The sequence below is a fragment of the Streptococcus vestibularis ATCC 49124 genome (assembly GCF_000188295.1).
Taxonomy (GTDB): Bacteria; Bacillota; Bacilli; order Lactobacillales; family Streptococcaceae; genus Streptococcus; species Streptococcus vestibularis.
Genome location: NZ_GL831112.1, coordinates 1,472,648 through 1,493,972 on the forward strand (window position 1 = coordinate 1,472,648; position 21,325 = coordinate 1,493,972).

At 40.9% G+C, this 21,325-nt stretch carries 21 protein-coding genes and 1 other annotated feature; of the genes, 5 read left to right on the forward strand and 16 right to left on the reverse strand.

All coding sequences use genetic code 11. The features are described from left to right. Positions 1-109: 109 nt before the first annotated feature. Both HMPREF9425_RS07090 and gdhA read right to left on the reverse strand, forming a co-directional pair. Positions 110-520 carry a peptide deformylase gene (locus HMPREF9425_RS07090; protein WP_003097815.1) on the reverse strand — a complete coding sequence of 137 codons (411 nt, stop codon included), beginning with the start codon at positions 518-520 and terminating at the stop codon, positions 110-112. A gap of 137 nt (positions 521-657) precedes the next feature. Further along, positions 658-2,010, reverse strand: a complete 1,353-nt coding sequence (gdhA, locus tag HMPREF9425_RS07095) for an NADP-specific glutamate dehydrogenase (protein ID WP_003095495.1) — start codon at positions 2,008-2,010, stop codon at positions 658-660. A gap of 345 nt (positions 2,011-2,355) precedes the next feature. On the opposite strand from gdhA, the gene HMPREF9425_RS07100 reads away from it, so the two are divergent. The 3 genes from HMPREF9425_RS07100 to HMPREF9425_RS07110 all read left to right on the forward strand — a co-directional run bounded on the left by HMPREF9425_RS07100 (position 2,356) and on the right by HMPREF9425_RS07110 (position 4,859). Continuing rightward, positions 2,356-3,462, forward strand: coding sequence for an AAA family ATPase (locus HMPREF9425_RS07100; RefSeq protein WP_003097817.1), 1,107 nt, complete (start codon positions 2,356-2,358; stop codon positions 3,460-3,462). A 63-nt stretch (positions 3,463-3,525) separates the two neighbouring features. Continuing rightward, positions 3,526-4,287, forward strand: coding sequence for an NUDIX domain-containing protein (locus HMPREF9425_RS07105; RefSeq protein ID WP_003097820.1), 762 nt, complete (start codon positions 3,526-3,528; stop codon positions 4,285-4,287). Between the two features lie 68 nt (positions 4,288-4,355). Next, a complete protein-coding gene (locus tag HMPREF9425_RS07110) occupies positions 4,356-4,859 on the forward strand; it encodes an HdeD family acid-resistance protein (protein ID WP_003095580.1) in 504 nt (167 codons plus the stop codon). 81 nt (positions 4,860-4,940) lie between these two features. On the opposite strand, the gene HMPREF9425_RS07115 is transcribed toward HMPREF9425_RS07110, so the two are convergent. The 13 genes from HMPREF9425_RS07115 to HMPREF9425_RS07175 all read right to left on the reverse strand — a co-directional run bounded on the left by HMPREF9425_RS07115 (position 4,941) and on the right by HMPREF9425_RS07175 (position 17,863). Next, positions 4,941-6,821 carry an ABC-F family ATP-binding cassette domain-containing protein gene (locus tag HMPREF9425_RS07115; RefSeq protein ID WP_003097822.1) on the reverse strand — a complete coding sequence of 627 codons (1,881 nt, stop codon included), beginning with the start codon at positions 6,819-6,821 and terminating at the stop codon, positions 4,941-4,943. 83 nt (positions 6,822-6,904) lie between these two features. Further along, positions 6,905-8,107, reverse strand: a complete 1,203-nt coding sequence (locus HMPREF9425_RS07120) for a CCA tRNA nucleotidyltransferase (RefSeq protein WP_003097824.1) — start codon at positions 8,105-8,107, stop codon at positions 6,905-6,907. After that, on the reverse strand, positions 8,104-8,871 hold the full coding sequence (gene dapB / locus HMPREF9425_RS07125) for a 4-hydroxy-tetrahydrodipicolinate reductase (protein ID WP_003097825.1): 768 nt from the start codon (positions 8,869-8,871) through the stop codon (positions 8,104-8,106). Before dapB ends, HMPREF9425_RS07120 begins: the two co-directional genes overlap by 4 nt. 60 nt (positions 8,872-8,931) lie before the next feature. After that, on the reverse strand, positions 8,932-9,774 hold the full coding sequence (locus HMPREF9425_RS07130) for a DegV family protein (RefSeq protein WP_003097827.1): 843 nt from the start codon (positions 9,772-9,774) through the stop codon (positions 8,932-8,934). A 1-nt stretch (position 9,775) separates the two neighbouring features. Then, complete coding sequence (locus HMPREF9425_RS07135) at positions 9,776-10,150, reverse strand: DUF1149 family protein (protein WP_003095516.1); 375 nt, start codon at positions 10,148-10,150, stop codon at positions 9,776-9,778. Between the two features lie 200 nt (positions 10,151-10,350). Next, positions 10,351-11,046 (reverse strand): GNAT family N-acetyltransferase, encoded by a 696-nt coding sequence (locus HMPREF9425_RS07140; RefSeq protein WP_003095639.1) that lies wholly within the window; start codon positions 11,044-11,046, stop codon positions 10,351-10,353. A gap of 56 nt (positions 11,047-11,102) precedes the next feature. Next, positions 11,103-11,393: a 50S ribosomal protein L27 gene (gene rpmA, locus HMPREF9425_RS07145; protein WP_002885483.1), complete on the reverse strand. Its 291-nt coding sequence runs from the start codon at positions 11,391-11,393 to the stop codon at positions 11,103-11,105. A 35-nt stretch (positions 11,394-11,428) separates the two neighbouring features. After that, a complete protein-coding gene (rplU, locus tag HMPREF9425_RS07150) occupies positions 11,429-11,743 on the reverse strand; it encodes a 50S ribosomal protein L21 (protein ID WP_002885597.1) in 315 nt (104 codons plus the stop codon). A gap of 40 nt (positions 11,744-11,783) precedes the next feature. Next, positions 11,784-11,858: a sequence feature (ribosomal protein L21 leader region), on the reverse strand. A 112-nt stretch (positions 11,859-11,970) separates the two neighbouring features. Then, a complete protein-coding gene (locus HMPREF9425_RS07155) occupies positions 11,971-12,507 on the reverse strand; it encodes a GNAT family N-acetyltransferase (RefSeq protein WP_003097832.1) in 537 nt (178 codons plus the stop codon). A gap of 4 nt (positions 12,508-12,511) precedes the next feature. Beyond that, positions 12,512-13,831, reverse strand: coding sequence for an accessory Sec system glycosylation chaperone GtfB (gene gtfB, locus HMPREF9425_RS07160; protein WP_003097834.1), 1,320 nt, complete (start codon positions 13,829-13,831; stop codon positions 12,512-12,514). Further along, complete coding sequence (gene gtfA / locus HMPREF9425_RS07165; protein ID WP_003097835.1) at positions 13,824-15,335, reverse strand: accessory Sec system glycosyltransferase GtfA; 1,512 nt, start codon at positions 15,333-15,335, stop codon at positions 13,824-13,826. Before gtfA ends, gtfB begins: the two co-directional genes overlap by 8 nt. A gap of 105 nt (positions 15,336-15,440) precedes the next feature. Further along, positions 15,441-16,664, reverse strand: a complete 1,224-nt coding sequence (gene thiI, locus HMPREF9425_RS07170; RefSeq protein WP_003097838.1) for a tRNA uracil 4-sulfurtransferase ThiI — start codon at positions 16,662-16,664, stop codon at positions 15,441-15,443. A gap of 53 nt (positions 16,665-16,717) precedes the next feature. Further along, entirely contained in the window at positions 16,718-17,863 is a 1,146-nt protein-coding gene (locus tag HMPREF9425_RS07175) for a cysteine desulfurase family protein (RefSeq protein ID WP_003097840.1), read from the reverse strand. Positions 17,864-17,971: 108 nt separating this feature from the next. On the opposite strand from HMPREF9425_RS07175, the gene HMPREF9425_RS07180 reads away from it, so the two are divergent. Both HMPREF9425_RS07180 and HMPREF9425_RS07185 read left to right on the forward strand, forming a co-directional pair. Then, entirely contained in the window at positions 17,972-18,433 is a 462-nt protein-coding gene (locus tag HMPREF9425_RS07180; protein WP_003097842.1) for a DUF6556 family protein, read from the forward strand. A 45-nt stretch (positions 18,434-18,478) separates the two neighbouring features. Continuing rightward, positions 18,479-19,726, forward strand: a complete 1,248-nt coding sequence (locus HMPREF9425_RS07185) for a bifunctional folylpolyglutamate synthase/dihydrofolate synthase (protein ID WP_003097843.1) — start codon at positions 18,479-18,481, stop codon at positions 19,724-19,726. Positions 19,727-19,837: 111 nt separating this feature from the next. Here the strand turns inward: HMPREF9425_RS07185 and gorA are convergent, their stop codons facing one another. Further along, on the reverse strand, positions 19,838-21,190 hold the full coding sequence (gene gorA / locus HMPREF9425_RS07190) for a glutathione-disulfide reductase (RefSeq protein ID WP_003097845.1): 1,353 nt from the start codon (positions 21,188-21,190) through the stop codon (positions 19,838-19,840). Positions 21,191-21,325: the final 135 nt, after the last annotated feature.

Genomic DNA, 21,325 nt, shown 5'->3' on the forward strand with positions numbered 1-21,325 from the left:
TGAGAACTAAAAAAAGAGCGAGAAAGAAAATTGCTTTCCACTCTCACTCCCGCAACTTTGGTTTTTAAGGCTTTGAACTCAATAGCCTAGACCGCTTGGGCTAGGCTATCTAAATAATAATCCCCTCCAAATGATCCAATTCATGTTGAATAATTTGGGCTGGCATTCCAGAAAAATTTAACTGTTTAAGCATCCATTGTTCATCTAAATAAGCAACCTCAATCGACTCATAACGTCTGGTTGGACGACTTCCTTCTAAAGACAAGCAAGACTCCTCTGTTTGAAAAGGTGAGGACTTGCTGACTAAAACAGGATTAAACATGACTAGATTAACAAAACCGATATTGACGATAATAACACGCTTTTTAACTCCAATCATATTGGCAGCCATACCCACACAGGCATCCTTATGAAACTCCAGTGTATCACGTAAATCCTTTGCTAAATAGAGGTCTTCTTTAGTCGCTTCTGTCGATTTTTGTCCAAGGAAAAAGACATCCTTTACGATTGTTTTTATCATCTATTTACTCCCTTTTCATATTAATCACCTTGACCTATTATATCAAAAGGCCTACCATCTAGTAAAACAGACAAAAAAAGAAACCCGCAGGCTTCTTTTCTTATTTTATTGAGAGGCTATCGGTAATAGTCTATCAATTAAACGATACCTTGTGCTGACATAGCATCTGCAACTTTAAGGAATCCAGCAATGTTGGCACCTACAACAAGGTTACCTTCATGACCAAATTCTTTAGCAGCTGCTGCAGCATTTTCGTAGATACCTTTCATGATATCGTAGAGTTTAGCATCAACTTCTTCGAATGTCCATGATGTACGTCCACTATTTTGCGCCATTTCAAGAGCTGATACAGCAACACCACCAGCGTTAGCAGCTTTGGCAGGACCAAATGATACACCAGCTTTAAGGAAGACATCAATAGCTCCCAAAGTTGAAGGCATGTTAGCACCTTCTGAAACAGCCAATACACCATTTGCTACAAGTGTTTCTGCATCTGTTTCATCCAATTCATTTTGAGTTGCACATGGGAATGCCAAGTCAGCTTTAACTGACCAAACTGTCTTTTCACCACCAGCAGGTGTGAAGGTTGCATTTGGACGAGCTTCTGCATATTTAACGATACGTTCACGTTTAACTTCTTTGATTTCTTTCAACAAGTCAACGTCGATTCCATCTGGATCATAAACAAAACCAGATGAGTCAGAACATGTTACCGCTTTGGCACCAAGGCTTTGCAATTTTTCGATAGCGTAGATGGCAACGTTACCAGCACCTGAAACAACTGCTGTTTTACCGTTAAAGTTTTCACCACGTGCATTAAGCATTTGTTCTGCAAAGTAAACGGCACCGTAACCAGTTGCTTCTGTACGAGCAAGTGAACCACCCCAGTTCAAACCTTTACCAGTAAGGACACCTGTGTACTCGTTACGAAGGCGTTTGTATTGGCCGTAGAGGTAACCAATTTCACGTCCACCAACACCGATATCACCTGCAGGTACGTCTGTATCTGCACCAATGTGTTTGCTCAATTCAGTCATGAAGCTTTGGCAGAAACGCATGATTTCGTTATCTGATTTACCTTTAGGATCGAAGTTTGATCCACCTTTACCACCACCGATTGGTTGACCAGTCAATGAGTTTTTAAAGATTTGTTCGAAACCAAGGAATTTGATGATTGATTGGTTTACAGATGGGTGGAAACGAAGACCACCTTTGTAAGGACCAATAGCTGATGAGAATTGTACACGGAAACCACGGTTTACTTGTACTTGTCCTTTATCGTCAACCCATGGCACACGGAATGAAACGATACGTTCTGGTTCAACCAAACGTTCCAAAAGGTTTTCTTCAATATATTTAGGATATTTATCGAAGACAGGAACAAGTGAATCGAAAACTTCTTCAACTGCTTGAAGGAACTCAGCCTCATGGCCATTTTGAGCTTTCACTTTTTCAAAAACGCTAGCAACGTACTCTTTACCTGTTGTCATATCAATGTTTCCTTTCAAATAATTACCTTAGTAATTTAATTACATGAATAGTATAAATTTTCAGAATCTTCTTGTCAAGTGTTTTTTGTCATTTTTTCGATTTGCATGTTATATTTTATTACATGGGTAATTCTTCCTCTTTTGTAAAAACCTATCACGTCAGCAATGTAAGCGCATTACCTTTTTGGGGTGTTCTTTCAAAAATTTTCTCCTTATTTAAAGACTTGAAGCTGAATTTATTTGAAAAAACAATTTAGTTATTTTACTATTTCATCTATTTACATTACCTCGAAACTATGTTACCATTAATATAGTAAATTTACTATATTAAAAAAGGATAAGCCTATGAAAAGAAAACATTTATCAGGAAAGAGTATTGGTATTGTTTTTGGAACCTTTGCACCAATGCATGTAGGACATGTCGACCTCATCACAAAGGCAAAACGCGCTAACGACAACGTCCTTGTCATCGTAAGTGGCGGCAACACACAAAAAGATCGTGGGACACGCACAGGCCTGTCGCTCAACCGACGCTTTCGTTATGTCCGTGAAGTTTTCTACGATGATGAACTAGTCGTTGTGGATAAACTGGACGAAGCTGATATGCCTCCCTATCCAGAAGGTTGGGTGCTATGGGTTAGCCGCGTCAAAGAGCTTATCACTAAGAATACGGATAGTTCTGAAAAGATTACCTTCTATGTTGGAGAGCCAGAGTACGTGATCGAGCTCAATCGCTACTACCCTCAAGCTCAGGTAGAGCTCATCGAACGTTCTATTATCAATATCTCTGCTACTGAGATTCGCGATAATCCTATGGAAAATTGGCGGTTTATCACCAAACCTTTCCGTCGCCACTTTACTCGTAAGATCCTAGTTGTCGGATCTGCCAGTGGAGGAAAAACAACCCTTGTTAAGGATTTGGCTCGCACTTACAACGCCCCTTGCTCACTTGAATATGCCAGAGAATATCAAGAAAAGTATAATGTCCGAGATGACGAGTTAGATACCAATGATTATATTCACCTCTTAACCGATCAATATGCCCAGACAGCTGAGATTATTGACAACGGGCAACACTCAGGGCTTATTTTTGCAGATACCAACTCAACGGTCACTAAGGTATATATCGACTACTATTTAAAAGAAAACATTTCACAAGAAGAGTTCGATATGTTAGATCGACTCTATCAGGTAACCCAAGCTCGTGAAAAGTGGGATTTGATTTTTGTGATACCGCCAAAATCAAACTATGTAGATGATGGTTTTCGTGACATGACTATGGCTGATAACCGAACACGGGATTGGTTTACCAAGCATCTCTTGAACCTACTATCACCATTCAAGGATAAAATCGTTATTTTAGGAGAAAACAGTGATAGTGACAGTTTTTTTGCTGACAACTACCATTACGCCAAGAAGGCAATTAAAGAACGTCTGCATATCGAAATCTAATGGATTGCTTCAGCAAAATCATTTTCACTCAAAATTAACAATATAGACTAGGAGGCTAAAAATATGTCTAAAACCTTCGAAAACTCTGGTATCGAAAAAGACTTCCTGGAAATCTACAGTAGAGAAGAAGTGGATAAGTATGCCAAACCCTCAGTAACTGTAGACTCGGTCATCTTCCGATATTTTGAAGGAAGAGTCCAAACCTTGCTTATCAAACGAAAAAATCATCCCTACATGGGAAAATATGCTCTTAGTGGTGGCTTCGTTCAGGAGCAAGAAGACCTCAATACGGCTGTCTGTCGCGAAGTACGTGAGGAGACATCAGTTCAGCTGAACACTGATCACATCGAGCAACTCGTTACAGTAGGAACACCTTATCGAGATCCTCGTATGTGGACCATTACAATAGCGTACCTCTGTTTCATGACTTTTAATGATATTCAAATGGATAAGGCTGCCGATGATGCAGCATCTACGCATTGGTTAGATATCGCTATGGTCAATGGCAAGTTGCAGCTTACTGACGGTGACAAGACGCTGTCACATGATGACCTCGCCTTTGACCACTGGGAAATCCTTTTGATTGCTATGGAACGTATTAAGGGGAGACTTGAATACTACCCAACTATCCTCAACATTATGCCAGAGGAAAGTACCTTGACCACCTACCGTCAACTGTTTGGGACATTTAATGAAACATACCTTAAGATGGACTCCACAAATTTCTTACGCCGCTTTAAGCATCTTTTCCAAAAAACAGGACGCCAAGTAGCTACCAAAACTAAAAGGGCTGCTACCTACACTTATCAGATCCAACCAATCTAAAGTGGGTCTTTGTTTGACAATTTTTACCTTACATAGTAGTATTAAGAAAAATTAATAAGAGGTATCGTATGAAAAGTTTTACATTAATTAGTGGGATTCTCATCACTCTCTTGGGTGTCTTTTTCTTCGCTAATCCTACAAACCTTCTTGCCATTGTTGGTTGGCTTTTTGCTCTAGTGATGCTCATTTCTGGTGTTTCAAGTCTCATGGTTTATTTCAAACGTGATAACGAAAACCGCTCCTTCTTCCAACTGCTTCAGAGTATCATTTCCATTGTTTTTGGGATTATTTTGCTATCGACATCAGCATGGGTACTCTCAGGTGTAGCTGTAACCATTATCGCTTGGTGGCTTCTTGTCTCAGCCTTTACACAAGGCTTTCAAGCTTATCGCCAACGTCAATTCGGCTTCTCAGGACAACCTGCCCTATCAATCGCCTTGATTTGTCTGGTATTCGGTCTCCTACTTTTTAGTGCCCCGTTTTTCTCAGCCTTTCTTATTGGGCGCTTGGTAGCTTCCTTAATTATCTTTGCGGGTGTCTCAGTCCTCTCATTCTCATTCCGCTTGTGGTAGAACAAAGTTATCTCACTACGTAATAATATAAAAAAGCCTTGCATATGCAGGGCTTTTGTCATACTTTGATTACTAAAGAGCTTATCCTTCTAGCTCACTCAAATACTCATAACGTTCATACTTTTCAAGTAAAGTTTCGTTGGCAGACTCCAAATCACGTTGAAGGGTAGCTAACTGTCCATAATCGCTAGCATTTTCAAGCATGGCTGCTTCAATCTCTTCGATTTTAGCTTCAAGGTCGGCAATCTCATCCTCGATAGTCGCCCACTCTTGTTTTTCAAAGTAACTCATGCGTTTTTTGTCTTCTTTGACTTTCTCAACTTTAACGCTAGCTTGCTTTTTTTCCCTCTCGAGGAGGACTGATTGCTCTTGTAAGAAGGCTTTTTCATCAAGGTAGTCAGTGTAGTTACCAAAGAACTCTCGCACACCGCCATCTTCAAAGGCTAGAATCTTGTTAGCTACCTTGTCCAAAAAATAGCGGTCGTGACTTACGGTAACGACAGGGCCGCCAAAACCATTAAGGAAGTTTTCCAAAACCGTCAAAGTTGCAATGTCCAAATCATTTGTAGGCTCATCCAAGAGCAGAACGTTAGGCTTTTCAATCAGAATCTTAAGTAGATAGAGACGTTTCTTTTCCCCACCAGAGAGCTTGGCAATCTGTGTCCCATGAGTAGAACGAGGGAAAAGGAATTGCTCCAAGAGCTCTGTGATACTGGTTGTTCCAACCGTTGTCTTAACTTCATCTGCAACTTCTTGCAAGTAGTTAATGACACGCTTACTCTCATCCATGTCCTTAATTTGCTGTGAGAAATAACCAATACGTACCGTCTCACCAATATCTAGAATACCAGCTGAAGGCACAAGATCACCATTAATCAGATTGAGCAAGGTCGATTTCCCGACACCATTATCCCCAACAATACCGATACGATCGCGATTTTGCATGATAAGATTGAAATCACTGAGAATTTGCTTGCCATCTTCATAAGCAAAATCGACATGGCCGAAGTTAACCACCTTCTTACCAATACGGCTGGTCTCAAAGTTAATTTCAAGATCGTCATTATTGACCGTTTGGTGAACCTCACCTTTAAGATCCTTAAAGCGATTGATACGAGCTTGTTGTTTGGTTGCACGTGCCTGTGGTTGCGTTCGCATCCATGCTAACTCCTGCTTATAGAGTTGCTTTTTCTTGTGAAGAGCTGCTGCATCTCGTTCATCTTGTTCGGCCTTTAGACGCACATAGTCTTGATAATTCCCCTGGTATTCAATCAGATTAGCCTGGTCTAGCTCAAAGATACGTGTGGCTACATTGTCCAAGAAATAACGATCGTGGGTAATAAAGAGGACCGTTTTTTTAGAAGATTTGAGAAAATTCGTCAACCAAGCAATGGTATCAATATCCAAATGGTTGGTTGGTTCGTCCAAAAGTAAAAGATCAGCATCATTCAAGAGAACCTGAGCCAACTGCACACGGCGTCTGAGACCACCTGAGAGGTCCCCGACCTTTTGAGAGAGGTCTGACAAACCTAGCTTAGATAAAACTGTCTTAACCTCGCTCTCAATGGACCAAGCATCAAGACTATCCATCTCAGCCATAACCTTTTCTAAACGAGATTGATTATCCTCAGAATAATCCGCCATGAGGGTCTCGTATTCACGAATCAAAGTCATCTCACGAAGGTCTGATGACAAGACCGTATCAAGCACTGTCTTGCTATCATCAAATTCAGGCTCCTGAGTCAAATAAGCAATCTTATAACCATTAGCCTTGGTAAAAGGTGACACGTCACCATCAAAACCAATACGCTCTGATACAACATCTAACAAAGTTGTCTTACCAGTCCCATTGACACCAATAATCCCGATACGATCCAGATCATGGATAATGAATGAAATCTCTTTAAAAACCGTCTTATCACCAACGGACTTGGTTAATTTTTCAACAATAAAATCTGACATCTTACTTCCTTTTTACAAATAACACCGCTACGGATTCTACGCATGCTCTGTAGCGGTGTGTCATTTTTATAACGTCTTTAGACTTATTTCATCGCTTGAACAAAGGCCATGATGGCTTCCTCGGCATTAGCTAGTTGACCATCAACGATGGCATTTTCGATAGCCTTAAGTGCACGACCAAGGTCCGGACCAGGTTTGAATCCTAGCTCCTTCATCAGTGTGCCACCATTCACAACGATTTCGTGCTTATCATGGATGAGCAACTGACCATCCAACTCGGCAATACGCTCATAATCGACGTCCAAGCCCTGAGCCCGTCTCAAGGTTTCAGCCTCCTCTAAGAGTTCCTTACCATACTGATAAACATCTTGCTTAGTCACAGCTCTCTCCAAACGGAAATTGAAAATGTCAACCAAGGACTGAACTGTCTTTTGGAAATTAACAGATGTCTTCCATTTTTTAAGAAAAGAGCGTGGATTATCGTGCTTGAGAGCCAGAAGAGTTGCCGCCCAGGCCTGCTCAGAACTTGTAAATCTAAAGCCCTCCACATAGTCTGCCACAAAATCCTGCCATTCTTCAGCAGTTTCTTGAAAATCTGGAAGGTACTGATAAGCCTTAGTTGCTAGAAGTGCCTTGATCCCTTTCTTCCAATGCGGTGCCAAAAGCAACTTATCGAACTCGATGAAACTTCGCTCAATCGAAATCTTTTCCAAAAGAGGAGCATGGCTGGCCATAGCCTGAAAAGTCTTCTCTTCGATATCAAAGTCTAAACTCGCTGTAAAACGTAGGCCCCGCATGATACGAAGAGCATCCTCGTTAAAGCGTTCCTCAGCCTTACCAACAGCCCTTAAGACACGGTTGTCCAAATCAGCAAGACCATTGAACTTATCAATAATCTCAGCATTTTCATTAAGAGCAAAAGCATTGACTGTAAAATCACGACGCTTGAGGTCTTCTTCCAATGAACGCACAAAGGACACGCTAGACGGACGACGGTAATCCACATAGACGTCCTCTGTTCGGAAGGTCGTCACCTCATACTCACCGCCATTTTCCAAGACCAAAACAGTCCCATGCTCAATACCGATATCCACCGTACGCTCGAAAATTTGCTTGGTCTCTTCAGGATACGAAGACGAAGCAATATCTACATCATGAATGGGACGGTTAAGAAGGGCATCTCGCACCGAACCACCAACAAAGTAAGCCTCAAAACCCGCAGCCTTAATCTTCTCTAATATTGGTAAAGCCCTCTGAAACTCAGAAGGCAAATAACTTAATTTCATAGTAAATGTTCCAAACCATAAACAAGCTGATCACGTTTAACCACTTCTTTAATACCGAGATTGACCCCGCTCATAAAAGAAATACGGTCATAAGAATCGTGACGCAAGGTCAATCCTTCTCCCTGGGCACCAAAGATAACCTCTTGGTGAGCCACAAGACCTGGCAAACGCACACTGTGAATACGGAAACCATCAAACTCAGCGCCACGTGCTCCAGCAAGTGTTTCCACCTCATCCTCAGCACCTTGACGTTTCGTTTCGCGAACCTCACGAATAAGTTCAGCTGTTTTCACTGCTGTACCTGATGGCGCATCTTTCTTTTTATCGTGGTGAAGCTCAATGATTTCAAGATCTGGGAAATATTTACTAGCTTCTGCCGCAAACTTCATAAGAAGGATAGCACCAATAGCAAAGTTAGGAGCAATCAATCCACCGATAGACTTGTCTTTAGAAAGGTCTGTCAATTCCTGAATTTGTGCTTCAGTAAAGCCTGTTGTTCCTACAACCGGTGCAAAGCCATTTTCCAAGGCAAAACGGGTATTTTCATAAGCAACAGCAGGCATGGTGAAATCTACCCAAACATCTGCATCAAAGCCAACCAAATCAGCTTTATCCGTGAAGACAGGAACACCATCCACTTCTTTTTCTGCCGCAAACGGGTCAAGCAAGGCAGCCAAGGTCAATTCATCATCTCCCTTAACCATTTCAACCGCAGTTGAACCCATTCTTCCTTTAAATCCGGCAACAATAACTTTAATAGACATATCATTTTTCCTCTCTATTGATCTTGCTCATAGGCAAGCCTGATTCCAGATGTATCGTACTTATTTGGTAAATTTAGGTGTTAGACCTAGCACCAGCGCTCCCTCGCCCAAGTGCGTCGCAATCACAGCACATAAGGATACCACCGATGAAACAGTAATCCCTTGAGCTTCCAGCTGACTTTTAAGAGCCTCAGCCTTTTCAGGAGCATTAGTATGAAGGATGCTAAGCTCCATTTCACGATTGTCTTCGGCTAGGGCAACCAAGCGTTTCACAGCTTTCTTCTCTGTACGTACCTTTTCAAAAACAACGATTTTGCCTTCAGCATTAAAATGTAAAATGGGTTTGATAGACAAAAGATTCCCCAAAATCGCTGAGCCATTCGACAAGCGACCACCCTTAACAAGGTGATTAAGATCATCCACAAGAATATAAGCCGTCGTGTTCTCTACTTGCTCCTCGAGCTTCTTCAAAATATTCTCGAATGACATCCCTTGCTCTGACCAATGCAAAACGTTTCTAACCATGGCACCCATAGGAGCTGCCGTGATTTTAGTATCAGGAAAAGCAACCTTCAACTTGGCATAATCTTCAATCAAAAACTGACTATTAGCCCAAAAACCAGAAATCCCCGAAGAAAGGAAAAGCCCAATGACATGGGTATACCCTTTCTCCCCCAACTCCATGAGAAAGTTATCCAAGTCGGCTAGATTGGGTTGTGACGTCTTGAGCAGTTCCTCAGAGTTTGCCATTTTTTCGTAAAACTGATTCACATCCAAGTTCTTTCCTTCAACAAAAGGCTGTTCCTCAATGATAACCGGAATATCTAAAATATAAACATCAGCATGTCCCTGAATTTCAGCAGGTAGATTAACCGATGAATCCGTAATAACTGCTAAAGACATCTTAGAACTCCAAGTTAATTCCTGGACGATCCAAGGCGATTTCAGTCACTTCATAAGTCAAACGCTGAAGTGTATCCAATAGCGGTGCTGCCAAAGACTCAGCTTCTTCTTGTGAGAAATCTTTTGGTTTATTGACGATACGGTTTTGAATATGGTTCATTTGAGAAACAATCCCTGAGATAACAAACTCATCACGAACAATCATAAATTGCAAAACAGCTACAACCGACGTATTGCTAGCTTCTTTATCTTTATTGTGCAACTGAAACGTTACTTCAACATTTGTTTTAGGAACACCATTCTCTTTTTCCCACTCATGGTTACGAACATCATAGTGGTAACGGTTAACAAATACTTTTTCGCGAATTAAATCCATTAGTCATTATTCTCCTTGATAAAATTACTCTTTATTATAGCATAAATATGCTTTATTATGGGAATATTATTGACAGAAAAATGAGCATTTAAACTGATTTTGACAGTGATAATAAGCATTAGCAAACTAAAAACTTGGACTTGACCTTCAGACTACTAAAACAGAGCTCCTTCACCAGAAAAGAGCCCTTATATTAATAGCTAGCAATCCCTCAGAGAACGTTTCTGTTGTCCCTGTTCATCAAAATTCTCAGGAGCTAACCAATTCTCAAATCGTTCTTTAAGTCTTGGCCACTCACTATCAATAATCGAGAACCAGTCCGTATCTCGACTACGTCCCTTATAAATAGCATGATTACGAAAACGCCCCTCATAGGTGAACCCTAAACGTATGGCAGCATTGGCAGAAGGACGGTTGAGACTATCACATTTCCACTCATAACGGCGATAGTTAAGATCTTCAAAGACATATTTCATAAGTAGGTATTGAGCTTCTGTAGCTGCTCGAGTCTTTTGTAAAGTAGGTGCCAAAATCACTCGCCCCATCTCAACACTGCGATTTTTCGGTGTAATAGCCATGAGTGAGAAGGTTCCTAGAACTTTACTTGAAGCCTTATCCCTGATGGCAAAGAAATAAGGATTTTGGGATTTCTCATAATCCTCCAAACACTGACGTACAGCTTCTTCAGATTCAAAAGGCTCCGCATACATATAGGTCCAATCAGAGAGAATCTGATTAGTAAAATAAAAGTCTAAAATATCCTTATAATGCTCTGCCACTGTCAAATGTTCAACGCTACAATAACGACCTTCTAATAGGGCAACATCTGGCATCTTACCTGGACTAGCATCCGCTAGACTTGGTCCCACTTCTTGTTGGTAGTGATTTAAAGGCATAGAATTCTCCTTTTTCATAAAGAAAAGCCTACACAAAAGTGCAGACTTTAGCTTAATTATTTAGCAACTGGGTATACAGATACTTGTTTTTTGTCGCGACCTTTACGTTCGAAACGTACAACACCTTCAACTTTAGCGAAGAGTGTATCGTCACCACCACGGCCTACGTTTACACCTGGGTAGATGTGTGTACCGCGTTGACGGTAAAGGATTGATCCACCTGATACAGTTTGTCCATCAGCTGCTTTAGCACCAAGACGTTTAGCTTGTGAATCACGACCATTGGAAGTAGAACCCCCACCTTTTTTGTGGGCGAAAAGTTGCAAGTTTTCAAGAGTTTTCAACATAAGATTGTGTCCTTTCTTAGTGATTAGTCGCTAACTTACGCGTTGATAGCGTTGATAACAACTTTTGTATAAGGTTGACGGTGACCTTGTTTACGGTGGCTACCTTTTTTAGGTTTATATTTGAAAGTGACAACTTTCTTTTGTTTACCTTGTTTTTCGATAGTTCCGACAACAGTAGCTCCCTCAACAACTGGAGTACCTACTACAGTTTTATCACCACCGACAAGAACAACTTCGTTAAAAGTTACTTCTGATCCAGCTTCAGCGTTGATTTTTTCAACGTAGATCGCTTGACCTACTTCAACTTTAACTTGTTTTCCACCAGTTTTGATGATTGCGTATGTGCTCATGATGCACCTCCTATTAAAATTTTTAATGTGTCTGAGGTTCCCCTCTGTGAAGACTCGCCTAGTACTGCGGGAACGAACCCACTTGCAAACAGTAGTCGTGCGGTTGCACAGGACGTGCATTTAGTCAACGTTACAATTCTATCATTTTTTCCCTCTAATGACAAGAGAAAAAGTTATTTTGATTATTCTTATTCTGCTCATTGAAGTTTAGCCAAGTAAGGATTAGCCTACTCAACTCTTATAGCATATTTTCCCAAAAAGGTCTTAGCTAGTTCCTGCTCCAAAGCATCTAAGGAGAGACTCCTATCCGTTGTCAAAATTTGATAACGTTCAGTTCCTTCAAAATAGAAATGATTCAATAGCTGATAGCCATTTCGTTCATAAAATGCTAAACGTTTTAAACGTTGCCCCCGATTAGAGACTTGCTCCTCATCCATAGGTTCAATCGTAAGCACACATGGTCGTCCCCCTGCTTCTTCCTTAACTTGTGCCAAAATTTGACTGCCGTATCCCTGAGACTGTTTACTTTCCTCAACCGCAAGAAAGAGTAGGTAAACCAAGTTGTCAGTATAAATGGTATAGGTCAGACCAATGAAAACTTTCCCATCAAAATATGCCAAGAAAGATTGTCCTCTTTTCAAGCTGTTCCAAGACAATTGCCAAAGTGGTAATCTCTCCTCCACAGGAAAAGCCGCTTCATAAAGCGAAGCGACCTTCTTAAATGTTGCTGTCAGAGGATAAATGTTACGAACCTCTAATGTCATTTTCCTAACCAATAACCTTCTTATAATCTTCTGGTGTTGCTACATGAGCGTGCTCACGTTGGCGATCAAGCAAGTGACTAAGGAAGTCACGGTTGCCCAAGGCTTCTTTAAGGGTTTGCTTAAATTGCCCGGCATTCATTGGTGAGAAGATATTACTTGGCGCGGTATATTCAGGACCATGGCTTGTGTTCGTGAAAGCTAGGATAAGCAGGTTATTTTCAAAGGCAGCACGTGTCGCTGACAAGATTTCATTTTGATGGTTAATATCTAAATAGAAATCAGCCTCTTGATAGAGACGCTTAACCTGTTCTGTTGTAATATTCGGATAAAGGCTAACATTACTATATTTAGCCAAATCCATCAAACGACTTGACATTTCTGTGATTGCCCCAACATGATAATGCATGGTAGGCACTTCACTGACAATGCTTTCCAAATGTTCAATCTGATCTGAGTTAGTCAAGATAAGCGCTTGATTTTGGAAGTTGTTCTGGCGGGCAAATGGATACATGAATCCAAGGAAGGCCACGCGAGAAGCCTGCTCTGGACTAATCAGTCTTAGAAGATTTGTGTAGGCTGCGTATTCTTGCACGACAATCTTAGTTTGACGGTGATTGCTATCAAGAAGGAGACGCATATTCCCAGGAACGGAATCAGTAATCGGTTCTTGCCAGAAGAGGACATCTTGACCAGAATTCGGAAGATTCATAGTTGTCAAGAAAGGTGTCGCCAATGAGTTGTATAGAATACGACTCAAATCATAACCGGCTTCTTTAAGATAGAAGACTACAAATTCAGATTTGTTTTTGAAAATGTAGACCTTGTCTTTCCAATTCAAGATAACGTCTTTAGTCAAATGGTTGATGACGATAACTTCCTTGTTGTCAGGAGTGAAATAGCTCGTAATGGTCGCTTCTTGCTTAACATTATAGGTTGTTTGTGAGAAACGGTAACCCTTGTTATTGTAGCGATCAGTCACGCGCAAGCGACCTGACTCATCATACCAATCCACAGCTTTAACTAGACGTTGGTGAGCAGGATGCGCATAATGAATATGACCACGTTTCTTATCAAAACGGAAGATTTCCGCGTTACTATTCGTTCCTATAATTTCCCAGTAATCAGGCACGGGTACCTGATTAAAGTAAAGTGCAGAACCTTGAACCTTATCAAAACCTGTGAAATAAAGGTAAGGTGAGGTCACATCACTAGGTAAAAAGCCATCATCTGAAAGACAAACTGTTGTATTCACATAGCCAGCGACAATGAGCGAGTAATGGAGATCCCAACTACCTTGACTATAGTTTTCAAATAAATTAATCATGATTAGTCATCTCCTTTACCAAGTTAAGCCACTTCTGCTCAATTTTCTCTGTTAAAAAGCCTTTGGCGATATCGTAAGAAACTTGATGAACATGATCTAAATCTGAACGATTGAAGAAAGCTACAATTTTATCTGCCAAGGCAGCCACAATAGCAGGCTCGTCATCTTTTTCAAATCGAGGGATTAAGTAACCATTTTCATTATCCTTGATAAAAGTTTGATTTCCATAACGAACATCAAAACCAATCATACCAAGGCCTGATCCAACAGCTTCTAGAAGTGTCAATCCAAAACCTTCACTCTTAGAACCTGATAGGTAAAGTTCGTAATCCTTGTAGACTTCTGTTAAATCTTGGTGCCCCTTGAGATGGATATAATCCTGAGCTTGATTCTCCTCAATAATGGCCTTAAGCTTAGCTTCTTCAGCACCTGTACCAAAGATATCAAAGTTCACTTGTGGCAGACTTTCTTTGGCCTTAACAACAGCCTTGGCTAACCAATCCACGTGCTTTTCATTGGCCAAACGTGAAGCTGTGATGATTGAGAATGGTTTACGCTCTCCTTCAGGCTCTCTCAGTTTATCCACACTTCCCACAGGAATCGTTACGATATGAGGTTTAAATGGTGTATATTTGTTGAACTGATCTAGCATAATGCTACGTTGACGTTCTGTCGCTGTGATGAAGAAATCAACCTTATCTGCATTGCTGAATTGGTACTCATAGAAGTTATTCCAAAGAATATTCTTGTCTGTCACAGCATTTTCACTAAAGTGCTCTGCATGGACAACAACTCCAAGATTAGCTGGTTTAGTATTACGGAAAACAGCCTGTCCCGTACCAGTTGCACGGTCCAAAATGACAATGTCTTGATCAGTTAGACCTAATTGAGACATAAAGTAAGCGATAAACTCATGCTTAGAAGACAAAATCTTATCTGGGAAACGGAAGACACTATCCTTGCCATCAACAATTTCATCATAAGCAATACTGCCATCTTCATTGAAGAAACGGCGTTGGTAGAGGTGGGCCTTATTGTCTACCGGTGTGTAGTACTCTGTAAACATCTTAGTATAAGAATAAAAGTCTTTACGAATTAGGCAACCACGCGATACTTTTTCCACACGATGGACAATATCTTCACCCTCTTTACGCAAATAAGCGGCGTAGAAAATATCTTCCTTGGCACAAAAAAGTTTAACCACTTTGCCATTAATCTCGCGACGCGTGATGTCATAAGGAATTTCCTTTTCCAAATCCTTGATAGTATAGGTCGTTGGGGCAATCTTAAGGTCTGTAAAATAGCTATAAAGCCAGATGATATCTTCATCTGAAAACCCCATGTTACGGGTCAAATCAGAAAGATTGTCCTGCAAGAACATATCCATAAAGACAAACTTAGCCTTAATACCTGTATTTTTGAAAATTCTAGAACGATAGGCCTGAGCATACTCAACACCACTTGATGCCCAACCGATTCCTAAATTGATGTTATAAACAGTCATGCAGTTTCCTTTCTAGGTAAAAGTTTAACATCGACATTTCTTTTTCGATATAGCTAACTCTAATGATACCTGGGCAATACCAAACTGTCACTATATCCTCCTAGACTAAAGTAAGTCTTCAATAAGTGTATCCACTTCGTCTTGCGCTTCTTCAATAGGTGTGATTTCAGTCACCATGATTCCTGCAACCGCACGTTCAACTAAGCTTTCAACATCCATACGACCTTCATATTGTTCAACGTTCTTGATTTTTGGATTAGTTTTTGGACGGTCAGGTGCAAAAATGGTACAGCAATCCTCAAAAGGTTGGATGGAGATATCAAAGGTATCGATTTTTTGTGCCAAATCAATGATTTCCAACTTATCCATAGTGACAACTGGACGAATCACGGGCGTACAGGTTACAGCATTGATAGCCTGCATAGACTCCATCGTCTGACTGGCAACCTGTCCAAGACTCTCACCATTGATGATCACGAGACCACGGCGTTCTTCACGAATTCGGTCTGTAATACGCATCATGAAGCGACGTGTCAAGGTCATCAAATAAGCCTCTGGTGCTTTTTCTTTGATTTCCTCTTGAATCTCAGTAAATGGTACTTCTATGAACTGAATATTACCACCAAACTTGGTCAACTTACGGGTCAAATCTTGAGCCTTTTTAAGTGCACCAGGACTTGTATAAGGTGGGCTTGCAAAGTGGACAGCCTCAATATCCACACCACGTTTAAGGGCTAAATAACCTGCAACAGGCGAATCAATCCCACCTGAAAGCATGAGCATTCCTTTACCAGCAGTCCCTACAGGTAGTCCACCTGCTCCTTTGATTTCCTCATGAGAAATATAAGCTGCCTCGGCACGAATTTCTACCTTGAGGTTGACATCCGGTCCCTTCATCTGGGCCTTAATGTCAGGCAATACATCAAATACAGCATTTCCTAAAGTAAGGTTGAGCTCGCGACTATCTAAAACAAAGTCGTGATCACTACGTTTAGCAGTCACCTTAAAGGTAAGTCCGTCACGATAGAGGCCAGTCATAATGTCTTGAACAGCTTTTTTCAATACTTCGACATCTTTTTCAAATTTGTAAACAGGGCTAAAGGCCTGAATCCCAAAAATTTGCTTCAAAGACTCTGCTACTGGCTCGTAGTCTGTACCATTGAGGTAGATATGTCCACGGTCTCGGTCAAAAGTCACTTTAACTTCTGGATAGATAGATAACACATCTTTGATGTTATTTCTGAGTTTATTGATAAAACGCATACGGTTTTTGCCCTTAGTTGACAATTCACCGTAGCGAACCATAATTTCTGAATACGTTAATGTCATTCCTTTTCCCTTTAAACTTGAATTTAGTTTTATTTTTTAATCGATTAATCTTGCTATCTTACTTTTTGCGTCTTAGCATAGACCTGCTTGAAAATCGTGAGAAACTGTTCTACTTGTCCCATATCATTATCATCATCAAGACTGATACGAACAGCCGTTTGGGCTAACTTTGTTGGAACGCCCATAGAAATGAGGGTCCCCGCTGGTTTCCCCGCCTTAGATGAACATGCTGAGGTCGTTGAAATATAGATTTGATGCTCTTCAAAAGCATGGACAACCACTTCACCACGAACTCCCTTAACTCCAAAGGTCAAAATATTGGGAGCAAAGTCTTCACCCTCGCCTGAGAAAATAGTAATATCCTCGTACTTAGCCAATTCGTCAAAGATAATCTTTTTCATCTTAGCAATTTTAGAAAGAGAAAATCCCTCTTTGTCAGTTACCAAGCGCAAAGCCTTAGCCATACTCGCAATCCCGGCAACATTTTCAGTTGTTGAACGAAAATCTTTTTCTTGCCCACCACCGGTTAAGAGTGGCGTAATCTTTTTCCCTGCCTTCTTGTAGACAAAACCGACACCACGAACAGCATGGAACTTATGACCAGAAAAAGTTGCAAAGTCAACACGGTCGGTTAAATAAGCTGATACAGGAATCTTCCCAATGGCCTGAACAGCATCCACATGGAAAGATATGGTCGGCTCATTAGCTAGAAGATCTGAAATTTCTTGGATAGGTTGGATTGAACCGATTTCGTTATTAACAGCCATAACCGAAACCAAAATCGTGTCAGGGCGTAATAATCCAGCAAGAGCTTCAACATCCACAAATCCTTGCTCATTAACTGGTGCATAGGACACTTCGAAACCATGCTCTGAAAGCCATTTGGCAGACTCTTTCACCGCAGGATGTTCAATATCAGAAACAATAATGTGTTTGCCATAAGGTTCTTTTTCAAAAGCCACTCCTTTAATGACCCAGTTGTCGCCTTCGGTTCCACCAGACGTAAAGAAAATCTCATCGGCTGATTTTCCAATGAGGTCCGCAACTTGCTTACGAGAAGCCTCCAAAATACGTGTCGCAGATGTTCCTAATTGGTGTAGGCTGGATGGGTTCCCAAAAATTTTAGTAGCCACTTCTTGATAGGTTCTAAGTGCCTCTGGATAAGGCATCGTCGTGGCTGAATTATCAAAATAAATCATGATTTTTCCTCGATTTTTATTTACTATTTATTATAGCATAATTTTTTTAGCAATTTTTGCGAGAAAATCATATAATAGAGAGTACGAAATATTTTTAAGGAGAGCATCATGTCTGAAAATTACTCACGCCGTAACCATTCATCAAAAGAAGAAAAAAAATCTGCACCAATGGTGACCGAACACGTTACAAAAGGCTTCACTGCCTTCCAAAAAGTACTTACTGCTGTCGGGACAATCTTGTCAATCATTGTCGCTTCCATCACTATCATGAATTTCACATCATCTAAGAATAAGGACACTTCTGATTCATCATCCAATCAGTCAACTGTAGTCATTAAAGAAGGCAACAATAAGACCCAAGAATCAAGTGTCGCCTCATCTAGCTATGGTAATGCAACTGACTCAGAAACAGAAACAAGCAGCCAAGCTGGTAATAACACCTATTCTTCATCAGCAGACACAACAACTGGTGGAAATACAACTACTTCTTCATCCGCAGCCACTGCAGACACAACAACTGGCAATACGACAACTGGTGACGCCACAACTAGTGGCGCTGTTTCCAACTAAAACAAAGAAAAGGTTAGGAAACCCCTGCCTTTTTTCTATAATCCTATGAACTATACAGAAACTCTAAATTTCATCCACTCCTTCAAAGGCAATGGACGTCGCCCTCAACTCGGACGTATGCGTTGGCTCTTGAAACAGGCAGGAAATCCTCAATCTCACTATCCAACGGTGCATATCGTCGGTACCAACGGTAAGGGATCAACAACTAGCTACCTACAAAATATCCTAACAAAATCAGGCTATCAGGTCGGGACTTTCACCTCCCCTTATATTACTCGCTTTAACGAACGTATTAGTATCAACGGCACAGAGATTCCAGACAAGGATCTAATTAACATTGTTGCGAAAGCTCAGGTTCTTCTCGATGATTTAGAAGAGCACACTGCTTTTGAGCGACCAACAGAATTTGAATTGGTCACCTTACTCATGTTCCTCTACTTTGACCTTAAACAGGTTGATATTGCTATCATTGAAGCCGGAATTGGTGGACGACTTGATTCAACCAATGTCCTTTCTCCAGAGCTTGTCATCTGTACTTCAATCGGCTTTGATCACACTGAAACTTTGGGCAATAGCCTTTTGGACATTGCCAATCATAAGGCAGGCGTCATGCGAGAAAATACACCTATCTTACTTGGTCGTGTCTCTACAGAAGTTGAACATTTCTTCAACAAAAAATCACATGACCTACAAGCTCCTTTAGCCGTCATTGATAGGGAAATTCAGCTGCTTCCAAGGGACAATCAAACGATCCAAGTTTCTTATGACCATTGGGAAAGTCCAAAGCTTAAACTTCCAATGTTAGGACAGCATCAAGAAAACAATGCTGGGCTAGCTGTCACTGCTGCCCATCTCCTAGCTCAAACATTTTCTAAGATTACCGATAAGAGCATCCAAGAGGGAATCGTAGAGACGCATTGGCCTGGTCGTAGTGAGTGGATAGGAGATAACATTTATCTAGATGGTGCTCATAACCCTCAAGGAATTGCCAGCTTAAAACAGGTACTAAAAGATAACTTCGCTAATCGTAGGATACATATCCTCTTTGCAGGACTTAGACGAAAGCCATTGGCAGACTTACTAGAGGAATTGAAAGATTATGATATAACGGTAACCAGCTTTGACTTTTTTGAGGCACTGCCTTTGAATGAATATCCCCAACACTTCAAACGTGTAGCCGACTATAGAGACTGGCTAGCACAAGCTGAATCAGCAAATTCTGACGATCTATTTGTCGTCACTGGATCTCTTTACTTTATTTCAGAATTAAGAAACTACTTAATTAACGAATGAAAGGCCTGAAGGCCTTTTTTATTTAGACAGTCTACAGTTTTACACAGAGTGTAGGCTGCTATTTAAACACAAAGAAAAGCCTGAAACTCTCAGTTAACAGACTTCACTTTTCTATCTCATCGTTACAAATTCCTCTGAGCCTGTTGGATGAATGGCAACCGTATTATCAAAATCAGCCTTAGTTGCTCCCATCTTAATAGCCACAGAGAATCCTTGAATCATCTCATCGACACCATACCCAATACCGTGAAGACCGATGATTTTTTCATCCTCACCTAGCGTTACTAATTTCATGGTTGACGGCTGACGATTATCTCCAAGAGCCGTATACATTGGAGTGAAACTAGATTTATAGACCTTGATATTTTCCGAACCATATTTGGCAATTGCCTTTTCCTCAGTCAACCCAATAGCACCAATGACCGGATGACTAAAGACCACAGTAGCTACATCTGTATAATCAAGTTTAGCATCAACTTTATTATTGAAAAGTCGCTCTGACAATTGGCGACCAGCCTTCACTGCAACTGGAGTCAAATCAAGTTTACCAGTCACATCTCCAAGAGCATAGATACCAGGAACAGATGTATTTTCAAACTCGTCTGAATAAATGTTACCTCGTTCAGTCAACTCAACGCCTGTCTTTTCAAGACCAAAGCCAGAAGTATTCGCTGCACGTCCGACAGCCCAGATAAGGCAATCAACTGTAATAGTTTCTTCATTGTCAAAGCTAATAGTCAGAGAATCGTCTGCATTTTTTACTACCTCTGTTGCATTAGCATGCATGTGAAGTGTAGGGCCAGACTTAGCCATCTCATCAACTAAAACATCGATAATGTCTTTGTCAAAGGTACGCAATGGGCGATCCTTACGAATAAAGAGATGAGTATCACTTCCAAGAGCATTGAGAACACCGGCAACTTCAACTCCAATATAGCCACCACCAATAACAGCTGTACGTTTTGGCACCTCATCTAACTCAAAGAAACCATCTGAGGTAATTCCATATTCACTGCCTGGAATATTTGGATAAAGAGAATGACCGCCTGTTGCAATTAGGATATGTGGTGCTGTATAAAGTTCACCCGCTACTTCAACCGTATGAGGGTCAACAAATCTTGCATACTTGTAAACACGTTCAACACCATTGCTATCAAAACCGCGCTCATAAGAACCATGGATACGATCGATATAAGCCTGACGATTGGCCTTAAGCGTCGCAAAATCAAATTTATTAAGCGTCACATCAAAACCATACTCTCCTGCGTAACGGTGAAGGGTCTCAGCAACCTGAGCACCATACCACATGACCTTTTTAGGTACACAACCCACATTAACACAGGTACCACCGACCTCTTTTCCTTCAAAGAGAATAACCTTAGCACCATACATAGCGGCACGATTAGCACTAGCAACACCACCAGAACCCCCACCGATGACAATATAATCGTATTCTTTTACCATAATTCACCTCTTATGTTTCTTTATACAGAGCATTAGCTACTAGATAAACCATTTCTGCCTATACTGTATCATAAAATAGGTACCCTGACAAAAATCTGCTACGACACCAAAAAACAATCCCGTCACAACGAGATT